Annotated in this window: 18 protein-coding genes; 11 read left to right on the top strand and 7 right to left on the bottom strand. The window is 33.6% G+C overall.

The window, feature by feature from the left end:
• The first annotated feature begins 161 nt into the window (after positions 1-161).
• The 4 genes from KZH69_RS17075 to rluF all read left to right on the top strand — a co-directional run bounded on the left by KZH69_RS17075 (position 162) and on the right by rluF (position 3,895).
• Complete coding sequence (locus KZH69_RS17075) at positions 162-1,259, top strand: Nif3-like dinuclear metal center hexameric protein (protein ID WP_219318694.1); 1,098 nt, start codon at positions 162-164, stop codon at positions 1,257-1,259.
• A 3-nt stretch (positions 1,260-1,262) separates the two neighbouring features.
• Positions 1,263-2,042 carry a zinc ribbon domain-containing protein gene (locus KZH69_RS17070; protein ID WP_219318693.1) on the top strand — a complete coding sequence of 260 codons (780 nt, stop codon included), beginning with the start codon at positions 1,263-1,265 and terminating at the stop codon, positions 2,040-2,042.
• Between the two features lie 49 nt (positions 2,043-2,091).
• Positions 2,092-2,943 carry an alpha/beta fold hydrolase gene (locus KZH69_RS17065; protein WP_219318692.1) on the top strand — a complete coding sequence of 284 codons (852 nt, stop codon included), beginning with the start codon at positions 2,092-2,094 and terminating at the stop codon, positions 2,941-2,943.
• Between the two features lie 139 nt (positions 2,944-3,082).
• A complete protein-coding gene (gene rluF / locus KZH69_RS17060) occupies positions 3,083-3,895 on the top strand; it encodes a 23S rRNA pseudouridine(2604) synthase RluF (protein ID WP_219318691.1) in 813 nt (270 codons plus the stop codon).
• Positions 3,896-3,955: 60 nt separating this feature from the next.
• Here rluF and KZH69_RS17055 read toward each other — a convergent pair whose 3' ends face one another.
• Positions 3,956-4,837, bottom strand: a complete 882-nt coding sequence (locus tag KZH69_RS17055) for a bifunctional 5,10-methylenetetrahydrofolate dehydrogenase/5,10-methenyltetrahydrofolate cyclohydrolase (protein WP_219318690.1) — start codon at positions 4,835-4,837, stop codon at positions 3,956-3,958.
• A 148-nt stretch (positions 4,838-4,985) separates the two neighbouring features.
• On the bottom strand, positions 4,986-6,338 hold the full coding sequence (ffh, locus tag KZH69_RS17050) for a signal recognition particle protein (protein WP_219318689.1): 1,353 nt from the start codon (positions 6,336-6,338) through the stop codon (positions 4,986-4,988).
• A gap of 335 nt (positions 6,339-6,673) precedes the next feature.
• Here ffh and KZH69_RS17045 point away from each other — a divergent pair, with 335 nt between their 5' ends.
• Together KZH69_RS17045 and KZH69_RS17040 are read left to right on the top strand one after the other, a co-directional pair.
• Positions 6,674-7,018 carry a DUF6686 family protein gene (locus KZH69_RS17045; protein ID WP_219318688.1) on the top strand — a complete coding sequence of 115 codons (345 nt, stop codon included), beginning with the start codon at positions 6,674-6,676 and terminating at the stop codon, positions 7,016-7,018.
• A gap of 507 nt (positions 7,019-7,525) precedes the next feature.
• A complete protein-coding gene (locus KZH69_RS17040; RefSeq protein WP_219318687.1) occupies positions 7,526-8,080 on the top strand; it encodes a hypothetical protein in 555 nt (184 codons plus the stop codon).
• 106 nt (positions 8,081-8,186) lie between these two features.
• On the opposite strand, the gene argS is transcribed toward KZH69_RS17040, so the two are convergent.
• Complete coding sequence (gene argS / locus KZH69_RS17035) at positions 8,187-9,965, bottom strand: arginine--tRNA ligase (protein ID WP_219318686.1); 1,779 nt, start codon at positions 9,963-9,965, stop codon at positions 8,187-8,189.
• A gap of 353 nt (positions 9,966-10,318) precedes the next feature.
• Between argS and KZH69_RS17030 the strand changes: the two genes are divergently transcribed.
• Positions 10,319-12,661, top strand: a complete 2,343-nt coding sequence (locus KZH69_RS17030) for a TonB-dependent receptor (RefSeq protein ID WP_219318685.1) — start codon at positions 10,319-10,321, stop codon at positions 12,659-12,661.
• A gap of 138 nt (positions 12,662-12,799) precedes the next feature.
• On the opposite strand, the gene KZH69_RS17025 is transcribed toward KZH69_RS17030, so the two are convergent.
• From KZH69_RS17025 to KZH69_RS17010, 4 genes are all read right to left on the bottom strand, one after another.
• Positions 12,800-13,807, bottom strand: coding sequence for a 3-oxoacyl-ACP synthase III family protein (locus KZH69_RS17025; RefSeq protein WP_219318684.1), 1,008 nt, complete (start codon positions 13,805-13,807; stop codon positions 12,800-12,802).
• Between the two features lie 300 nt (positions 13,808-14,107).
• Positions 14,108-15,052: an ABC transporter ATP-binding protein gene (locus tag KZH69_RS17020; protein ID WP_219318683.1), complete on the bottom strand. Its 945-nt coding sequence runs from the start codon at positions 15,050-15,052 to the stop codon at positions 14,108-14,110.
• Positions 15,053-15,180: 128 nt separating this feature from the next.
• Positions 15,181-15,864, bottom strand: coding sequence for a YiaD family glycine zipper/OmpA-like lipoprotein (locus tag KZH69_RS17015; protein ID WP_219318682.1), 684 nt, complete (start codon positions 15,862-15,864; stop codon positions 15,181-15,183).
• 18 nt (positions 15,865-15,882) lie between these two features.
• Positions 15,883-16,392, bottom strand: a complete 510-nt coding sequence (locus KZH69_RS17010; RefSeq protein WP_219318681.1) for a lipocalin family protein — start codon at positions 16,390-16,392, stop codon at positions 15,883-15,885.
• Positions 16,393-16,561: 169 nt separating this feature from the next.
• On the opposite strand from KZH69_RS17010, the gene htpG reads away from it, so the two are divergent.
• The 4 genes from htpG to KZH69_RS16990 all read left to right on the top strand — a co-directional run bounded on the left by htpG (position 16,562) and on the right by KZH69_RS16990 (position 22,188).
• A complete protein-coding gene (gene htpG / locus KZH69_RS17005) occupies positions 16,562-18,463 on the top strand; it encodes a molecular chaperone HtpG (RefSeq protein ID WP_219318680.1) in 1,902 nt (633 codons plus the stop codon).
• A gap of 347 nt (positions 18,464-18,810) precedes the next feature.
• Entirely contained in the window at positions 18,811-19,995 is a 1,185-nt protein-coding gene (locus tag KZH69_RS17000; protein WP_219318679.1) for a pYEATS domain-containing protein, read from the top strand.
• A gap of 192 nt (positions 19,996-20,187) precedes the next feature.
• Positions 20,188-20,997, top strand: a complete 810-nt coding sequence (locus KZH69_RS16995; RefSeq protein ID WP_219318678.1) for a hypothetical protein — start codon at positions 20,188-20,190, stop codon at positions 20,995-20,997.
• Between the two features lie 246 nt (positions 20,998-21,243).
• Positions 21,244-22,188 carry an MASE1 domain-containing protein gene (locus KZH69_RS16990; RefSeq protein ID WP_219318677.1) on the top strand — a complete coding sequence of 315 codons (945 nt, stop codon included), beginning with the start codon at positions 21,244-21,246 and terminating at the stop codon, positions 22,186-22,188.
• Positions 22,189-22,527 lie beyond the last annotated feature (339 nt).

The following is a 22,527-nucleotide window of genomic DNA, read 5'->3' as shown; positions in this document are numbered from 1 at the left end:
TATTTTTTAAAGGAAATTCATTTTACGAAAATATAATATTTTATCTTTGAGCGGAAAATATTAAAAACAAACTAATACTATCTTTATAAATTAATACCTGATAATATACGTTGTTAGTTTATAAGGCACCGATTAATAAATACCCCAAAAAGAATAAAATAATGAGTACAATAAAAGAAATTCTTTCTATACTTGAAGAAATGGCTCCATTGGCTTATGCCGAAGATTTTGACAATGTAGGTTTAATAATAGGAGATGAAGATGCCGACGCAACAGGAATTTTAGTATGTCACGATGCATTAGAAAATATAATTGATGAAGCTATTGCTAAAAAATGCAATTTAGTCGTTTGTTTCCATCCCATTTTATTCACTGGAATAAAGAAAATAACTGGTAAAAATTATGTAGAACGTTCCTTGCTAAAGGCCATAAAAAATAACATTGCCATCTATGCCGTTCATACGGCACTAGACAATCACCCGGAAGGCGTGAATAAAATATTTTGTGACACCTTGGAACTTACAAACACTCAGATTTTAATCCCAAAACAAAATCACATCCGCAAATTGGTTACCTATACCATTCGCGACAATGCCGAAAAAGTTCGAAATGCTTTGTTTGAAGCCGGAGCAGGAAGCATTGGGAATTATGATAAATGCAGTTTCAACTCTGAAGGAACTTTTACCTATCAAGGCAATGAAAAAAGCGAACCTACCATTGGTGAAAGAGGTGTGCTTTCCAGAGGGACAGAAACCAAAATCGAAGTGGTTTATGCTAAACATCTTGAAGCAGGAATCATAAAAGCACTGAAAGAAAATCACATCTACGAAGAAGTCGCTACCGAAATTTACAATATGAAAAACACTTTTAATCATATTGGCTTGGGAATGATTGGTGAACTGGAAGAAGCAATGGATGAAAAGGATTTTCTGCAGTATGCCAAAGACAAAATGGGAGCCAACGGAATCCGCCATTCTTCCTTTACAGGCAAAAAAATAAAAAAAGTTGCCGTCTTAGGAGGATCTGGAAGTTTTGCCATAAAAAATGCTATTCAAGCTGGGGCCGATGCTTTTTTGACTGCCGATTTGAAATATCATCAGTATTACGAAGCCGAAAACCAACTTTTATTGGCCGATATTGGTCATTTTGAAAGCGAACGCTATACAAAAGAGTATATTGTTGATTATCTTAGAAAAAAAATCCTTAATTTTGCAATCATTTTATCGGAAGAAAATACAAATCCAGTTAAGTACTTATAGAATATGGCGAATACGAAAGAATTAAGTGTTGAGGACAAGTTAAGAGCAATTTACGATTTACAGCTAATTGACTCTAGAATTGACGAAATCAGAAACGTTAGAGGAGAACTTCCTTTAGAGGTTGAGGATTTGGAAGATGAAGTTGCAGGTTTAAGCACTCGTTCAGAGAAATTGAAAGGGGAACTAGAAGTAATCGAAAACCTTATCAAAGAAAAAAAGAATGCAATTGACGAACACAAAGAAGCTGTCAAAAAATACACAAAACAACAAGAAAGCGTTCGTAACAACCGCGAATTCAACTCTTTGACCAAAGAAATCGAATTTCAAGAATTAGAAATTCAATTGGCTGAAAAGCAAATCAAAGAAATGAAAGCTTCTATTGAGCATAAAAAAGAAGTGATTTCTTCTTCAAAAGAGAGATTAGAATCTAAATCATCTCACCTGAAACATAAAAAATCGGAATTGGATGCGATCATGGCTGAAACTCAAAAAGAAGAAATCTTCTTGACTGAGAAATCCGCAGAATTTGAAGCATTAATTGAAGAACGTTTATTGGTGGCTTACAAAAGAATCAGAAGCAGTGTTCGTAACGGACTAGCGGTTGTTTCTATCGAAAGAGGTGCATCAGCAGGGTCATTCTTTACGATTCCACCACAGACACAAGTAGAAATTGCTTCTAGAAAGAAAATTTTAATCGATGAGCACTCTGGAAGAATCTTGGTCGACAGTGTTCTGGCTGAAGAAGAAAGAGAGAAAATGGACCAATTATTTTCTAAATTCTAAAAAACCATCTAAGCCTCGAATTTCGAGGCTTTTTTTATACCCCTTTATTTTGAGTCTAAAAAAAAGCATTCGGTTTCTACTTATCAAATCCGTTGGTCAATACATCAACCTGCTTAGTTTTGTGCATCCCAAAAAAGCATTGCATCTATCATACACTCTTTTTACAAATCCTAGAATAGGCAAAATTTCAGAAGACAAACTTCCAGAAATTCTGCGAAACACCATCAAAGAAACATTTCATCATAACGAAGACCATTTTCAAACTTATACTTGGAAAGGAAACGACACCAGAATCCTTTTGGTTCATGGTTGGGAAAGCAATTCGGCCCGTTGGGAAAAAACACTGCCTCATCTTCAAAAATCCGGTAGCACCATCATAGCGATAGATGCTCCCGCACACGGGCAAAGCAGTGGCAAGGAATTCAACGTTCCTCGTTATGCAGAGTTCATCAACAAAGCAGTCGAAAAATACAGTCCCAGTATTATCATCGGTCACTCCATCGGTGGTGCGGCCTGTGTCTATCACCAATATTTGCATCCTAAAACCAGTATTGAAAAAATGGTGATTCTAGGCGCTCCCTCCGATTTAAAAACACTTATCGACAATTACATCAATATGTTGAGCCTAAACAAAAAAATGTTTACACTTTTGGAAAAGCGATATTTAGAAAATTTCAATTTCAAACTTAAAGATTTCTCCGGTGGCGCATTTGCCAAACACATCCAAATCGAAGGAATTATAGCCCATGACACCACAGACACGGTCGTTGCCTATGAAGAAGGTCAAAAAATTGCCAGTGGCTGGAAAAAAGGAAAATTCATCACAACCCAAAATTTAGGACATTCGATGCATGACGATGATTTGTATCAAGAGATATCTCGTTTTTTATTTGAAGAATAGATTATTAGATTTCTTGATTAATATTTAAGTTGTAAGTGTGTATTCTTTTTGACTGAATTCTCAGATTATAGAAATAACTGAAGTCAACAATCTAATAATCTAACTACCCAACAATCTAAAAAAAGACTATTTTTGCAGCATGAAAGAAAATCTAAAACGCCTCAATAAATTCATAGGAGAAACAGGCTACTGCTCCCGCCGTGAGGCCGATAAAATTATCGAAGAAGGCCGAGTAACTATCAATGGTATTGTGCCGGAACTTGGAACAAAAGTTTCGCCAGATGACGAAGTGCGCATAGATGGAAAACTAATCCGTGAGAAAAATGAAAAACCAGTTTATCTCGCTTTTTACAAACCAGTAGGAATAGAATGCACCACCAATTTGGAGGTGCGAAACAATATTGTAGATTACATCAATTACCCCAAACGTATTTTTCCAATTGGAAGATTGGACAAAGCCAGTGAAGGCCTGATTTTCATGACCAATGACGGTGACATTGTCAACAAAATATTGCGTGCCCGAAACAATCACGAAAAAGAATATACCGTAACGGTAAACAAACCCATAACCGACCGTTTTATAGAACGAATGGGAAATGGCGTGCCAATTTTAGACACTGTTACCCGAAAATGCAAAGTAGAACAAATCAGTAAATACATCTTCAAAATCATTCTGACACAGGGCTTAAATCGTCAAATCCGTAGAATGTGTGAATATTTAGGCTACGAAGTTACTGCCCTAAAACGCATCCGAATTATCAATATTTCGCTTGACGTTCCCGTAGGTCGCTACCGTGATTTATCCGATGCCGAAATCAAAGAACTCAATGCACTCATTGAACCTTCGAGCAAAACCGAAGAAGCCAGCTTACCTAAAACAGAAACGCCAAAACGAAGAACCGAATTCATCAAGCGAGATGACCCTCGATTTAAGAAAAGAGGAGATTATTAAATACTAAAAAGCCGTTTCACCAAAATGAAACGGCTTTTTAAATTTTATGATGTAGTGTTTTTATTTTCTACTTCTAATTTCTCGAGCCAAAAGTGTGTTTTTCAACAACATGGCAATGGTCATTGGTCCTACTCCTCCTGGAACTGGTGTAATAAAAGAAGATTTCTTGCTTACTCCATCAAAATCAACATCACCAGTAATTACGTAGCCTTTTGGATGCGAAGCGTCTTCCACTCTCGTAATACCCACATCGATTACTACAACTCCATCTTTAACCATATCGGCTTTTAGATAATTTGGAACTCCAAGAGCTGTGATGATAATGTCGGCATTTTTTGTGTACTCTTCAATATTTTTAGTTCTACTGTGAGTAAGGGTAACTGTAGAATCACCTGGATAACCTTTGCGACTCATCAAAATACTCATTGGTCTTCCCACAATATGGCTACGCCCAATAACTACAGTGTGCTTACCAGCAGTTTCTACTTTGTATCGCTCTAACAATTCCATGATTCCAAATGGAGTCGCCGGCAGAAATGTTTCCATATCCAAAGCCATTTTTCCAAAATTAGCAGGATGAAAACCATCCACATCTTTTTCAGGATCAATAGCCATCAATATTTTTTGTTCATCGATATGTTTTGGTAAAGGCAGTTGAACAATATAACCATCCAAATTATCATCTTCGTTTAATTCTTTAATCTTGGCAAGTAATGCTTCTTCGGTAATATCGGCAGGTAAACTCACTAATGTAGACTCGAAGCCAATCTGTTCACAAGAACGTACTTTACTTCCCACATAAGTTAAACTTGCTCCATCAGTTCCAACAATTACAGCAGCTAAGTGAGGTACTTTCTCCCCATTGTCTTTCATTGTTTTTACCTTAGCCGCAATTTCATTTTTAATATCCTGCGATGTTTTTTTTCCGTCTAGTATTTGCATTTTTTAAAAAGTTAAATGTTTGAAGTTTAAAGTTTCAGGTTTAAAAGGCGAAACTCAAATTATAAAATTATTCTTTGTTTAATTTAAAAAAAATTTAAGGTCTAAAATCTCAAACTATTTGAAACTTTAAACCTTAAACATTCTTATTTTATCTCTGCATACCACCTGGCATTCCTTTCATTCCACCCATCATTTTCATCAGGTTTTTTCCTCCTGGGCCTTGCATCATCTTCATCATTTTGCTCATTTGCTCAAACTGCTTCATCAATTGGTTCACTTGCTCTACTTTTGTTCCAGAACCCTTGGCAATTCTTGCTTTTCTTTTTACATCGATCAATGCTGGCTTGCTTCTTTCAATTGGAGTCATCGAATGGATAATCGCTTCAATGTGTTTGAAAGCATCGTCTTCAATTTCGATATCTTTCATTGCTTTAGAAGCACCTGGTATCATTCCTACCAAGTCTTTCATATTACCCATCTTCTTCACTTGCTGAATTTGAGATAAGAAATCATCAAAACCAAATTCGTTTTTAGCAATTTTCTTTTGGATTTTTCTGGCTTCGTCTTCATCATATTGCTCTTGCGCTCTTTCTACCAAGGACACGACATCCCCCATCCCAAGGATACGTTCTGCCATACGATTTGGATAGAAAACATCAATCGCATCCATTTTTTCACCAGTACCCACAAACTTAATTGGTTTGTTTACTACCGATTTAATAGATATCGCAGCTCCACCACGAGTATCTCCATCTAATTTGGTCAAAATAACCCCGTCAAAATTCAAGATATCGTTGAATGCTTTTGCAGTGTTCACTGCATCCTGACCAGTCATCGCATCCACAACAAATAAGGTTTCTTGTGGTTGGATGGCTTTATGCACTTTGGCAATTTCATCCATCATTTCCTTATCAACAGCCAAACGACCGGCAGTATCGACAATTACCACATTAAATCCATTCGCTTTTGCATGCTTAATTGCATTTTGAGCAATTTCAACTGGATTTTTATTTTCTGGTTCAGAGTATACTTCAACAGCAATAGAATCTCCTACAACATACAATTGCTGAATAGCCGCCGGACGATAAATATCACAGGCAACCAAAAGCACTTTCTTATTCTTTTTTGTTTGAAGATAATTAGCCAATTTTCCGGAAAAAGTAGTTTTCCCAGATCCTTGCAATCCTGACATTAATACAACGGATGGCGTGCCCGAAAGATTGATTCCCGCAACATCTCCACCCATCAATTCAGTAAGCTCATCTTTGACTAACTTCACCAATAATTGTCCAGGTTGCAATGTCGTTAATACATCTTGACCTATTGCTTTCTCTTTTACTTTGGTTGTAAAATCTTTGGCAATTTTAAAATTGACATCGGCATCAAGTAAAGCACGACGCACTTCTTTCAAAGTTTCGGCTACGTTTACTTCTGTGATTTTTCCGTGTCCTTTTAATATATGAAAGGCTTTGTCTAGTTTATCGCTTAAATTATCGAACATAATTTTATTTCTCTTTAATTAAGGCGCAAATTTAATGATTTGATATTGAAGTTTAAATAGTATTAGAAATAAAAAAGCAATTGTTTTAAAATAAAATTCAAAACAATAAAAAGAGGCCCGATAAATCCAGCCTCCTTTCTCCAAAAACAGTAAAACGAACTAAAAATGATTATACATATTATTTGCTGTCAATTCATTTTTTACAAACAAAAATAATATTTTTAATTAAATAATGCTACGATAACATTCAATGTCTTTTTTTCAATTGAAAATTGACTAATGGAACCAGCAAAAATCATATTTCTTTACTCATAAAATAATTAAGAATTACGCTTATGTGCAATCTAAAAGTATTAAACCGAACCTCTAATGGAATTCTGCTGTATTGCCAACATAGAGACATGTATCAATTGCTGTTTAATAATTTGACCTTTGATTTGAACAGCATCGAAATGACGAGTTTTGCCAATTATTTAAACCAAATAGATATTGATTATTGGGAAAGGGAATATAAAAATTCACTTTATGAAAAGAAGATTCCGATTCCAACTTTACAGTCTAATTTTATTATTCTGCTAAACAGAAAAGAACTGGAGGAATTACGCTTTTTGGTAGATTGTGTCAATGAAGATAAAATTCTAAAACCAGTAGAAATCAATTATCTGATTATTTCAAATTGATAAACAGACATAGAGACAGCACATAAAAAAATCCGTCCCGTTTTATTAAACGGGACGGATTTTTTGTTTTAGGCAGTATCTGATAAAATTTAATTTGTGATGAAAAGCAGAATTTAAGGAATTCAAAATTACTGCAAAAGCGGCATATAAAAAGTTATATTTTGAGATGTCATCTTTTATACAATTTAAGACTAGTTTTTCATGTCTTCTGATTGATAATTAAGTCGGATTTTACGCTTTTAGCATTAATTTATATCAAACGTTTTCGTTTGTTTTACAGTTTGCCAAAAGAAGCTTTTAAATTAATGTCTTAATGTTAAAAAATAAAGAATAATTTAATTTAAAATTAAAATAAACACATAAGATTATTGTATTTGCAAAAAATATTTGTTTTTTTGAAAAATTAATAAAAAAATATTTTTACTGTTTCAAAAATAAATGTACTTTTATACTATAAAATAAAAACATAAAAATCATTAAAAAAACAATATAAAAAAATACAAGATCATGAGAACAATTATCACCTTTGCCCTTTGCTTAAGCTTCTTTTCTGCGACGTATTCACAAGACCAAAAAACAGCTGATAAAAAACCAGAAACTTTAAAAATGGAAGTATTACCAGAAGTATTAGTTTCACACACTAAAAATGTTTCAAAATACATCCCAGACAACAATCCTGATGCAGTTATCAGAAACACTCAAAACGAATTCATTTCCTACAATGTAGATAATGAAGAGTGCAAAAATTTCGACGAGTATTTAGTGACTTTAGAAAATGAAAAAGGCTTCTTGGTGGCAACTTACAATCAACACGGAGTACTAGTACGGGTTAACGAAAAATATGCAAATGCAGAATTACCAAGAGAAATAATGCGTTTTGTCTTTATGTGGTATCCTGAATGGACAATTACAAAAAGTAAGTTTGAATATTCTCAACAAAAAGGAGCAATATTAAAAAAAACATACCATTTGAAACTTAAAAAAGATAATCAAACTCAAAATATACAAATTAGTTCAACAGGCGAAATTGTTAAAACAAACAATGAATTAGCAATGAATTAAAATTGCAATGATTCTCAATTAAACCAAAATTCCCCCGTCCCTAACAAATAAAAAAGAGGCTGTCTAAAAACATAGACAGCCTCTTTTTTAAATTTTATTTATAAAATTACATTCTTTCTGGAACATTAATCCCTAATAAACTAAAGGAATCTGCAATAACATCTGCCACTTTTTTAGACAATTGCACTCTGAATGTTTTTTTGTTCAAATCTGTTTCTCCAAGTATAGAAACGGCTTGATAAAAAGAATTGTATTCACGAACCAAATCATACGTAAAATTAGCGATCAAAGCTGGGCTGTGATTTTGAGCCGCATTCTGAATCACCTCTGGGAACAATTCTAATTGTTTTACCAATTCTTTTTCTTTTTCGTGAAGTTCAACAATTCCTGCATTGGCTGCAAAATCAAAGTCAGCTTTGCGAATAATTGATTGAATTCTCGCATACGTATACTGAATAAACGGACCTGTATTCCCTGCAAAATCAACTGATTCTTCTGGATTAAAAAGGATTCGTTTTTTTGGATCTACTTTTAGAATATAATATTTAAGTGCTCCAAGGCCTATTGTATTGTATAATTTTGCTTTTTCTTCTGCCGAATAAGAATCCAATTTCCCTAAATCTTCAGAGATTTTTTGGGCTGTATCGGTCATTTCCTGCATCAAATCATCAGCATCAACAACTGTTCCCTCACGGCTTTTCATTTTTCCGGAAGGTAAATCAACCATTCCATAAGATAAATGGAACAGACTGGAAGCCCAATCAAATCCTAATTTTTTCAATATCAAAAACAATACTTTGAAGTGATAATCCTGTTCGTTCCCAACTGTGTAAACCATTCCGCCAACATCTGGCATATCCTTTACACGCTGAATTGCAGTTCCGATATCCTGTGTCATATACACCGCCGTACCATCCGAACGCAAAACAATTTTACGATCCAAACCTTCATCAGTCAAATCAATCCAAACAGAACCATCTGGATCTTTTTCAAAAATTCCTTTTTCTAAACCAATCTGAACAACATCTTTACCCAATAAATAGGTATTGCTTTCGTAATAAAAGCTGTCAAAATTGACTCCAAGATTTTTATAACTTATTGCAAAACCATCATAAACCCATTGGTTCATAGTTTTCCAAAGTTCGATAACTTCAGGTTTTCCATTTTCCCAATCCAAAAGCATTTGCTGCGCTTCGAGAATAATTGGCGCTTGTTTTTTGGCTTCATCTTCTGTTTTACCGGCATCCATCAACTCTTTGATTTCTGCTTTGTAGGCTTTATCAAAAGCAACATAATAATTCCCAACCAATTTATCGCCTTTCAATCCTGTAGATTCTGGAGTTTCTCCGTTTCCAAATTTCTGCCAAGCCAACATGGACTTACAAATATGAATCCCTCTATCGTTGATGATTTGTGTTTTATATACTTTTTTCCCAGATGCCTTGATAATTTCGGCAACTGAATATCCTAATAAATTATTACGAACGTGTCCTAAGTGCAACGGTTTGTTAGTGTTTGGAGAAGAATATTCTACCATCACCGCTTTATCATTTGCCGAAGACGTAACAAATCCGAATTTCTCCACATTTTTGATTTCGTTGAAAAAATTCAAATAATAACTATCTGAAATCACAATATTCAAAAATCCAGAAACCACATTAAAACGAGCTACTTCCGAAACATTTTCAATCAGATAATTTCCAATTTTATTACCTAATTCAACAGGATTGCTTTTTACCAATTTAAGCAATGGAAAAATAACCATCGTAATATCGCCTTCAAACTCTTTTCTTGTGGTTTGAAACTCTACTTTATCAATCGTTACATCAAACAAAGTTTGAATGGCTTTCTCTATAGATGGGGTAAGAATATTGGATAATGACATGGATACTTGATTTTTTTAAGTGTGCAAATATAAGGCTTATTCGCCAAATATGGAAAGTGAAAAAGCATTCTGTATTGTAATGTTTCTAAAAACGGATTATCATATGCAATGCAAGGCGATATTGGATGCAAACTGTATCCATTTATAATAAATCTTCCGAAACACAGATCCATTAGACTATAAAAATGACTTTTAAATTAGAAAAAAATAGATATCGAATCTCCTAAAAATCAAAGCACTCAAATAAAATATCCAAATATTTTAAAATTTATTTTTAAAAATGTGTTACAAAAAGAAGACAAAACAGTCTTATGGAAAATCATCAATCAAAATCATCAATCAAAAATCAAATCATGAAGACTAAACTATTAATTGTATTCCTAATGAGTTTTATAGGAATAACACATGCCGAAAACCCGGGAATTATTTCGGGTAAAGTAATAAACAAAACAACAAACCAGCCCGTACAATTTGCTTCAATAGTAATAAAAGATGCTGGCAAATTGGTTACCGGAATTGTTGCTGACGAAAATGGAACCTTTTCCATTAAAAATCTAGAATTGAAAAAATATACCTTGGAGGTAGAATTCATTGGTTACAAAAAATATTCCACTTCTTTAGAATTGAATACCGAGAAAAAGAATTCAACTATAAAAATATTACTGGAAGAAGAAGCTACAGAGCTGCAATCAGTTGACATTATCAAAGAGCATTCCTTAATCGAACAAAAAACAGATCGGAAAATCATCAATGTCGGCAAAGATTTATTGAGTGCAGGAGCTACTGCTGCCGAAATCATGAACAATATTCCTTCGGTAAGTGTCGATCCACAAACCAATGCGGTGAGCCTTAGAGGAAATTCAAATGTTCGTATATTTGTAGACGGTAAACCAAGTACTGTTGATACGGCTCAGCTATTGCAGCAAATTCCATCTACTTCAATCAAACAAATTGAATTAATCACAAATCCATCGGCCAAATACAATCCCGAAGGAATGAGCGGAATCATCAATATTGTTTTAAACAAAAACGCCAAAATAGGTTTTAACGGAAGTATAAATGGTGGTGTGACTTTTGGTGAAACTCCCAAAACAAATTCTTCTTTTGATGTAAATTACCGCAATGGAAAAGTGAATATGTATGCCAATTATGGTTTAACTACCGGTAAGCATCACAATCATGGACAAGTAGAGACGTTCAATGACAATGGAGCTATTGAAAACACTCAAAAATTTGATTTTTCAAATGAGAATACATCGCACTTAGCCAAAGTAGGACTTGACTTTTATTTGAATGACACCAATACTATTTCTATCTATACCACCCAAAACATCAGTAATGAAAATGGAAAATCTCAAGTAAATGTAGATTTTTCAACCCCTCCTAAACCAAGTATCAATCAATTACTGGACACTAAAAACGATAATTACACACAAACCTATAATTTAGATTACAAGAAAAAATTCAAAAAAGAAGGACATACTCTTGAATTTGAAGGCAATTACAGCAACAACGACAATACCGAAAATAGTGTATTCAACACTCCTAAAACGAATGACATTACCAATAAAGGAGAGAATGTTTTACTCAATTTAGATTATACCAATCCTTTGACAGAAACCATCAAATTGGAAGCAGGATTAGAAACTCGCATTGAAAACACCAAAAACAACTTCCTTTTGGATGGTGCCTATAATTCTAATTTCAATTACGAAAGAAATATTTATTCTGCCTATACCACAATCTCAAAACAGTGGAAAAAATGGAATGCACAAGTTGGAGCTCGTTTTGAAAAATACAATGCCGATGCTTTATTCAAAAAAGTGAATGAAGCCGATGGCACTTTTAATGATAATTTATTTACCGTGTATCCTTCGGGTTTTTTAAATTATGCACCAAATGATAATGACTCCTTCAATTTGAGTGTTTCAAAACGTGTAGACAGACCAAGTATTGATCAAGTAAATCCTATCCGAGAATGGAGTACACCACTAATAGATTCAGAAGGTAATCCAAATTTATATCCTCAATTTACCAATTCGGTTGAATTAAATTATACTCGAAAAACAAAAATAGGTTCCATCACTTCGGGAGTGTTTTACCGTCAAATCAATGACGAAATCTCAAGAACTCTTAATGAAAACCCAACTGATCCTGAAAGACAAATATTGTCTTATGCCAATTTGGGCGACAACAATGCATTTGGAGTAGAACTTTCCGGAAATTTAGACTTTACAAAATGGTATACGGCCAATATTAGTTTTGATTTATACAACAAAAAAACCAAAGGGTATGTAGAAACAGAATATGTGGAAGTTGATGTTACAACTTTTAACTCTCGCATAAGCAACACCTTTAAAGCATCTAAAAATTTACGTTTTCAATTGACAGGAATGTATCGTGGAGAAGATTTAGGACTGCAATTTCTAAGAAAACCAATGTGGAAAATAGATTTAGGTTCTAGCCTAACCGTTCTTAAGGGAAGTGGTACCATAACTGCCAGAGTAAGTGATCTACTTGATAGTATGCATTTTGCTTTTGATGCTACAAGACCCAAAGTACAAACTGGTGAATTCCATTGGGAAAGTCAAACTGCCTATGTAGGATTCAATTATCGTTTTGGAACTGGAAAAAACAAAGCAATTCAAAGAAAAGAAAGAGATAAGAATGAGACCCAAGGAAGTGGTGGTTTTTAAAAATTAGTTTTAATAATAGGTTACCCAAAAAGAAACCCCAGAGTATGCCAACTCTGGGGTTTCTTGTGTTTAAAAATAATGTTATTGTGAGCTTTTATTTCGACAGTTATCGAATTCTTTAATCAATAAAAGAATATATTACCATTTTATAATAGCACTTGCCCAAGTAAATCCACTTCCAAAAGCAGCTAAAACCACAGTATCTCCAGATTTTATTTTCCCTTGTTCCCAAGCTTCGGTCAAGGCAATTGGGATAGAAGCTGCGGTTGTGTTACCATACTTTTGGATATTGTTGAATACTTGATCATCATTCAATCCAAATTTCTTTTGAATAAACTGTGAAATTCTCAAATTGGCTTGATGTGGAATCAACATATCAATATCCGAAACCTGTAAATTATTAGCTTCCAAACCTTCGTTGATTACTTCTGCAAAACGAACTACTGCATTTTTGAATACAAATTGTCCATTCATATGAGGATAATAACTTTCGTCATCCGGATTGTTGTCAGCCAAAATATCTGTTACCCAACGGCCTCCCATTCCTGGAGCTGTTACAACCAATTCTTCGGCATGTACTCCTTCAGAATGTAGATGTGTTGATAAAATTCCTTTAGTCAAATCTTCTTCTCTGCTCAAAATAGCAGCTCCTGCCCCATCACCAAAAATCACCGAAACGCCACGCCCTCGAGTAGTCATATCCAAACCAGTAGATTGAACTTCGGAACCAATTACTAAAATATTCTTGTACATTCCTGTTTTGATATATTGATCCGCTACAGAAAGAGCATACACAAAACCCGAACATTGATTACGCACATCTAATGCTCCAACAGTTCTTAAACCCAAATCACGTTGCACTAAAACTCCTGGACCTGGAAAATAATAATCTGGGCTTAGCGTTGCAAAAACGACGAAATCAATATCCTCCGCAGCTACACCAGAACGCTCCATAGCAATTTTGGCAGCTTTTACACCCATTGAGGTGGTTGTATCTTCACCGCGTATAATATGTCGTCTTTCCTGAATCCCTGTGCGTTCCTGAATCCATTCGTCATTGGTGTCTATAATCTTAGACAAATCATCATTAGTCACTACATTTTCTGGGACATAATATCCCAAACCTGTTATTTTTGAATGGTACATAGTTTTGTTGTTTTATTAAAATCAAGGGTGCAAATTTAAATATACTTTAAAATATTCGGCTACAAATTACTGAATTTTTAGCAATATGCGAATATAATTTTTGGGAGCTATTTCCTGTTTACCGACAGCTATCGGGAAACTATATCTTTTTTTCTCGAGAAAAACGAGAAAAAAGGTTGCGGTTTCCATAAGGGCTAAGTGTCCAAAAAACAGATTTATTTAAATAATTAAGTTCAAAAAAAGAGACAGTCGTAAACATAGCTCTTCCTAATATAAATGACTTTGTTGATTTCTAACACACTAGGAAATCTTCAGTACGACTTCTTGATTGAGTTCTAAGGCTGTTTCATGTTCAAAGAAAATAGCTTTTCTATCAAAAGCCGCTTTTATTAAATAACGACTTCCTTTAAAAAAAGACTGCTTTACAACTGCTTTTAAAGACCCGTTTTCATTCACTTTTAACTGATGCGGATACAATAGAATAATTTCATCCTCTCCGTCTATTGGCATCAATTGTGACAATCTCAGTTCGTTCACTTCTCCAAAAAGGGATGCGACATATTTATTTAGGGGATAATTATATACATCTGCTGAAGGACCTTTTTCTATAATTCGTCCTTGATACAAAACAAGAGTTTCATCAGAGAAAGAAAGAGCATCGGTACTATCGTGAGTGGCTATAAAACAAGTAATTCCCTTTTTCTTTAGATAAGCGAACAAATTTCGGCGCAATGCATTTTTTCTAAAATTATCAATATGACTAAAAGGTTCATCAAGCAATAAAACTTCTGGCTCCAAGGCCAAAACTCTAGCCAATGCAACGCGTTGTTGTTGACCGCCACTCAATAATTTTGTTTTTACATTAGCAAATTCAGTCATTTCAACCATTTCCAGCAACTCCTGAATACGCAGTTTTTTCAGAGGCAAAAAGCCATTCGAAAGAAACTTACCCACATTCTCAGCTACGGTTTCATAGGGCATTAAATCAAAATCCTGCGCCAAATATTTCATAAATGGCACCCCTGGAATCAAATTGTATTTGGGTCCTCGAATCTCCGTTTCATTATAAAAAATGTGTCCTTCATTTAAATCGTACATCCCGTAAATAAGCTTTAAAAGCGTACTTTTCCCACATCCACTTTCACCAAGTATAGCAATGTTTTGTCCTTTGGCAACCGTGAAATCTACATTTTGAATAATGATTTTTTCAGTATAGCCGAATGAAATATTTTGAATTTGAAGCATTCTATGACATTAAAATTTGAGAGAACAAATATAGTCCCTTTACTAAAAAAAAATTGTTGATAATTCATTTATATCCAAAAAAAAACTGCTTTATAAAAGCAGTTTTTTTTCGTTATTCTAAGAAGTCGCTATTGTTTCTTTTTTGCTTCCTCAATCATTTTGGCATTTGCAGTAATGGCAAATTCAACACGACGGTTTTGACTTTGACCCTCTTTGGTGTCATTTGAGGCAATTGGGTCTGCAATTCCATAACCAGATGTTTTGAAACGGCTAGCCGCTAATCCTTTAGAGATTAAATATCCTTTTACTGATTCGGCTCTTTTTTGAGAAAGTGTTAAATTGTATTCCGGTTTACCTGTATTATCTGTATAACCAAAAATTTCAATGTTAGTATCTGCATACGAATTAAACACTGGAACCAATTTATCCAAATTTGTTTTGGCTTGAGAAGTCAAAGTTGATTTATTTAAATCAAAACGTACTGCATCTTCTTTTAAAACCAAACGGATTCCTTCGCCTACTCTCTCAACATCAGCACCAGGAAGTGCTTCGTCTATTTCTCTTGCTTGTTTATCCATACTATTACCAATCAAAGCTCCGGTACCACCTCCTACAGCAGCACCTATGGCGGCACCAGCAGCAGTTCCAAGCTTAGTATTGTTTCCAATAATTGCTCCAAGAACTCCTCCTGCAACAGCTCCTATTCCAGCTCCTTTTTGTGTGTTATTGGCATTCTTTACAGAATCACAACCTGTAAAAAGAAAACTCAATACCAATAAACTACTTAATCCTAAAATCGTTATTTTTTTCATCTTTATCTTATTATATTTTTAATTAACTCTTTGGAATTGATAAACAACATCAGTTGGGTTGTTGCCTACATTTATTTTGTCGATCAATTCAAATGAAGTTTCTGTTTGGTTTCTAACTCCTAGAATAAAACCTGTTTTCACCTTTTTAGACTTCAATCCTTCGTCTAAAATTTTAAGAACAAACTGCCCTTCCTTATTCACATACCAAGTAATGTCAGATGTAAAAGCGGTACAATTAGGACTGTTCAATGTCATATTCCCTTTATTATTGTTCGAAATAAACTTCCATGTACTTCCTACAAAACATTTCGAGTCAGCAAGATTAAAAGAGTTTACTTTAATATAATCAGAACCTGGATAACTAACATTCGTAATTTGCCAATTTCCTTTCATACCTACTTGAGAAGTCTTATCTAATTTTGTCATAGGAGCATTAGAAACTGGCTCCGGGGCAGCAGGGATAGTAGACGCAGATTTACATGCAAAAACCAAAATGGCTATAGTGCATATTAAAAGAATTTTCCTCATTTTTTTTCAATTTTAAATTAATGTAAGTACAAAGGTACATATCAAATTTATTAAAATTTATTTTTTTGTTTATATAATTTACTTACGACAATTTGTCACTTCCCTCGCAATTGGTACTCTATTTGAAAGCTAAATAAACAGATTGTAAAACCTTTAAAAAAATTAAAATATGACAACAGGTAAAATTAATGTTTCGGTTGAAAACATCTTTCCCTTAATCAAGAAATTCTTATACAGTGATCACGAAATTTTCTTGCGTGAATTGATTTCAAACGGAACCGATGCGACTTTAAAATTAAAACACCTTACCAGTATTGGTGAAGCCAAAGTTGAATATGGTTCTCCGATTATTGAAGTTAAAATTGATAAAGAAGGCAAAAAAATCCACATCATTGACCAAGGTCTTGGTATGACAGCCGATGAAGTAGAAAAATACATCAATCAGGTTGCCTTTTCCGGAGCCGAAGAATTCCTGGACAAATACAAAGATTCTGCCAAAGATTCTGGTATTATTGGACATTTTGGACTTGGCTTTTATTCTGCCTTTATGGTTGCCGAAAAAGTGGAAATTATCACCAAATCATACAAAGACGAACCAGCTGCACACTGGACTTGTGACGGAAGCCCTGAGTTTACTCTTGAGCCAGCTGACAAAACTACCAGAGGAACTGAAATCATTTTACACATCGCCGAAGATTCTCTTGAATTTTTGGAAGAATTTAAAATTTCGGGCTTATTGAATAAGTACAATAAGTTCATGCCTATTCCAATTAAATTTGGAACCAAAAAAGAAAAAATAGAACAAAAGAAAGGTGAATTTGTTGAGTCTGAAGACAAAGAAAATGCTTTTACAGAAGTAGAAGTGGACAATATCATCAACAATCCAAATCCTGCCTGGACAAAACAACCGACAGAATTATCTGATGAGGATTACAAAAATTTCTACCGTGAAATGTATCCGATGCAATTCGAAGAACCGTTGTTTCATATCCATTTGAATGTTGATTATCCTTTTAATTTAACGGGTATTTTATATTTTCCAAAATTGGGTTCTGACTTACAAATTCAGAAAGACAAAATTCAATTGTATCAAAACCAAGTATATGTAACCGATAATGTAGAAGGAATTGTACCTGAATTCTTGATGATGCTTCGCGGTGTAGTTGATTCTCCAGATATTCCTTTGAATGTTTCCCGTTCTGGATTGCAAGCTGATGGTGCAGTTAAGAAAATATCCAACTATATCACTCGTAAAGTTGCTGATAAATTAAAATCTTTATTTAACGAAAACAGAGAGGATTTTGAACAAAAATGGAATGACATTAAAATCGTTCTCGAATACGGAATGCTTTCTGAGGATAAATTCTACGAAAAAGCTGGAGCTTTTGTCTTGTACCCAACAGTTGACGACAAATACTTCACTCTTGAAGAATTAAAAGATAATCTGAAAGAAAAACAAACAGACAAAGACGGAAAGTTGGTTATTTTATATGCTGGAAATAAAGAAGCACAACATTCTTATATAGAAATTGCAAAAGACAAAGGATACGAAGTATTGCTTTTGGACTCTCCTATTATTTCTCATTTAATTCAGAAAATTGAAGGCGATAACAGTGGGTTGCATTTTGTTCGTGTCGATTCAGACCATATTGATAACTTAATCAAGAAAGAAGACGCTGCTATTTCAAAATTATCTGACGAAGAGAAAGAAAGCTTAAAAACTGTTCTTGAAACTATCGTCCCAAAACAAACGTACACAGTACAACTAGAGGCGTTAGACAGCGAAGCGGCTCCATTTATTATTACGCAACCTGAATTCATGCGTAGAATGAAAGAAATGAGTCAGTCTGGTGGTGGGGGAATGTTCGGAATAGGAAATATGCCGGAAATGTATAATTTGGTAGTAAACACCAATTCTGATTTAGCAACAAGCATATTGAACAACAAAGACAAATCAGCTCAAGAAAGCTTGGTAAAACAAGCATTAGATTTAGCTAAATTATCTCAAAACTTATTAAAAGGAGAAGCTTTGACCGCTTTTGTGAAAAGAAGTTTTGATCTAATCAAATAATTTTATCCTTTTTTAAAGGAGAATCTAAACCTGCAAGGATCAACAATTGCAGGTTTTTTTATTTTCTGCAATTCTATATTTTTATTTCTATTTCAAACAAAATATAAATTATATTCCTGTAAAATAAGCACTTACACTTCATTTATGTCATTTTTTTACTTAATTTTAAGACATAAAAAAAATAAACGCATACTTTATTATTATTTTAAAATACATTAATCTTTATTTCTTCTTTTGAAACATTCCTGTAATTTTCGGGACATGAGTATTTGTTCTTATTGAATAATTCAGCTTAACAACCAACCTACAACTGATCTTGATTTAGAATTAATTAAAACTTTACACTTATGACAAACAACGAAAATAAAAGTCTAAAAGAAAAGGAATTAGAAGAAAAAAAAAGCACAGGAAAAGAAGCTGAAACTTCGGTCTTACTTACTTTATATATGGGCCTTTTTTTAGGAATGGTACCCGTTATTGGTTTCCCAATCACAATTCCGGAGATGGGCGGAAAAATTCTTTTTATAGGTCTCTTACTTGGGATTGCCGCTTTTATAAGTTCTTTTTTTACGGGTACTTTATTCGGTATGCCCAAACGAAACAATAAAAAGGAAAACAACTATTCTCTCAATAATAGTTTGGTCGAAATCTCAGATTGGTTAACCAAAATAATTGTAGGGATTGGATTAGTCAATCTAAAAGAAATCCCAGGATATTTAATTTCACTTGGGGAATATGTGAAAGAATCTTCAAAATATACAGGTCAATTATTGAATGTGTACACCATTGGCATTGTGGTGTATTTCGGTTTTTTGGGTATATATATCGGATACAATTATATGCGATTGGTTTTGTCTAATAAATATAAACACGCTGACGATAATTTGATTCGGATAGAACTGGAAATGGCAAAAGAAAAAGTTCTTGAAATTAAGCAAGAAAATCAACAAAAAGACAAACGAATTATTGAAATACAAAGTCTTGTCCAAGAAAAAGATCAATTGACAAAAACATTAATAGATAAAGTCAATGAACCTACGCTGTCTAAAAATAAAATTGAAACAATTGTTAAAAAATTAGTCCAAACCGATGAAATTAAAGATGAAAACATAGAGTTATACGTAGATAAAATGATAAGTGAAGCCAAATTAAAACTACAAAAAGGCCTAATCCTTAATCATGACGATCCTCAAAAAGGACAATGGAAAAATAATGCCCTAAACAATGAACGAGAATTAAAAGCTACAGTTTTTGAAGAAGCAAAAGGATTGTACAAAATAAACTTACAAATAGTGTCCACAAATCCAAAAAACAATCCATTAAAAAATGGCGACTTGGTATTATTCGCTTTACACAATACATTTGGCGATCCCCCTTTCAAACTGGTAAAAATAGATAAACAATCTGCTGAATTGAATTTTTATGCTTATGGTTCTTTTACAGTAGGCGCATTTGCAGACAATGGAGCCACAGAATTAGAACTTGATTTGGCTGAACTACCAAATGTTTCGAGTCATTTCAAAATACATTAATCTTATTTTGCTTTGACAAACAATTACTTACTATTGACATCCTAAAACAATTCTATATGTACGATTTTTAAATGAAAATAACATAATAAAAACGTTTCCTTCAATATTTAACAACCATTTCAATCAATAATTCATTTAAAATAATAAATTTGCCTACCCAACACAATAAACTTAACTAAATATTAAAATTTTATGAAGAAAAGCTTTTATTTATTAGCCACATTTACCTTTACTTGTTTTTTATTTGTTTCATGTACTAAAGAAGATTCTTTGAGTGCAACCGACAATAGTCCAGTAGTAGCATCAGCGTCTATTGATGCAATAAATGAAATGGATATTCAATCAGGAAACCAAGTATCTTTCGATAAATTAACTGCAAAAAAAACAGGAAAATCTTTAACAGGTTCATGCGCAACTGTAACAATGGACCCGATAACATCTACTTTCCCTAAAACATTCTATGTAGATTTTGGTGCTGGTTGCGTTACTAATAGCATTACTAGAAAAGGAAAATTAAAAATCACTTTTTCTGGCTATATTACAGAAACAGGTAGTACTATGACTGTAGAAAGAGTAAATTACTATGTAAACGGCAACAAAGTTGAAGGAAAAATTGTGTATAAAAATACAACTACAGCAAATGTACCTCAATGGACCAGAACAGTAACCGAAGGGGTTTTTACAGATACTAAAGGCGATGTATACCAAAACTCAGGAACTCACACCGTAAAACAAACTGCTGGCGTTTCTACTCTTGCTCTAGAAGACAACACTTATGAAATGACAGAAGGAACTCACACTGTTACTAAACAAAATGGTGCCAAAATCACTTTAACTGTTGTAGAGCCATTAGTTAAAAATTTCTCTTGCGATTATGTCTCTAAAGGAAAACTAAAAGTAGAAAGCACCATTTTAAATGGCACGATTGAATATGGCACTGGAGATTGCGATAATAAAGGAACTTACACTCAAAACGGAATTGTATTTCCTTTTACAATGTAATTTGAATATCATATAAAACAATACAGAGGCTGTCCAAAGACAGTCTCTTTTTTTATAAACTCTTTGCCTTAATCAAAACTTTCCTGATACTACAGCCTCTATAGAGAAAACCAAGAAGTGATAATTTTTAAAACTTTTTTAATTTCAGCACAATATTTGAATTAGGAAAAAAAACACAATTAAATTTTAAACACTAAATTTGTTTCATTAATTTCTGAATTTCAAAGAATAAAAAAACTGTCCATTATGTCAAAATTAGCTACAAACGATTATTATACTCCTTTTTTTTTAAAATCTTCTTTATTTAAAATTATTTTTGTAGCTCTTCTTTACAATATACTTGCCTTTTTAAGTTTTCGAATAACCGTTTCTCCAGATAATATTTCACCTATTTTTCCTGAAGCAGGATTTGCTCTTGCTGCAGTAATAATTATGGGCCGTAAAGCTTTAATTGGAATCTGGACTGGTTCTTTTGTTGCCAATATGTTTTCTTTTTGGGCCGTCTGCAAGATGCTTGACAAATCATTGCTCGAAACTATATTATCGGCTTGTTCTGTAGCTACAGGAGTTGTAATAGGTGCAGCTATAGCCGCTTACCTAATTGATGTATTCAATAAAGGAGAATACCCTTTGCGAAATGGCTATAGTATAATCATTTTAATAGGAGTTAGTATTATTTATTGTGCTATTTGTTCGTTATTAGGTGTCACTGCAATATCGCACTTTGGATTAAACACTCCTAATCATTTTATTTCCAACTGGACAACTTGGTGGCAAGGTGATTTAATAGGCACGATATTACTAACCCCTTTTATATTATCCTGGTTCTACCGCTATCACATAAAAATCATTTCTACTTCTATTTTTGAAGCCATTGCACTAGGATTAGCGACAGTTAGTGTGTGCGTTTTAGTCGCTTTCGATCACTCAGATGACCAATATTTGTTTATTTTAATATTATTATGGGCTACATTTCGATTTAGAATCAGAGGAGTATCTATCTTGGCATCCCTCTTTGCACTACTATCTTCAATCTATGGATATTTAGGTTATGGCTCATTTGTCGTAGTCACTTCCGAAGATCCATTGATATACATAAATTCCTTTTTTGGACTGAGTACTGTCATAGCCTTAATACTATCAGGTTTCTATTCCGAATACCTGCATAGAAAACTAGAATATAAAGTATAAATAAGTCTACTCTCTCCTCACAATTTCATCAAAATCAAGTAAATTCTACATTAGGGCATTACCTCATTGCACAAAATTTGATTCTCATAGAACATCTATCGACAATGAGGTCGGGCTGTACATTGTATCTTTTCTTTTCCAAAAAGAAGGAAAAGAAAAGGATGCCATTCCCATCCCTAATGCGATACCTTTTTCAAAACAGCATTTAGTATAACAAAAAAACAGCCCCTCTAAGAGCTGTTCTGCATAAATTCGAAGTAAATGTTTTTCTTAAAAAAATAACCCAATTAATTTACCGTGGCCACATTTTGGTTTTTTAGTTTCATATCGTCTTTGTAC

This window comes from Flavobacterium taihuense, from assembly GCF_019351435.1.
In the GTDB taxonomy this organism is placed as follows: Bacteria; Bacteroidota; Bacteroidia; order Flavobacteriales; family Flavobacteriaceae; genus Flavobacterium; species Flavobacterium taihuense.
Note: the sequence above shows the minus strand (reverse complement) of the source record. Positions and strands in the feature narration are given on the sequence as shown.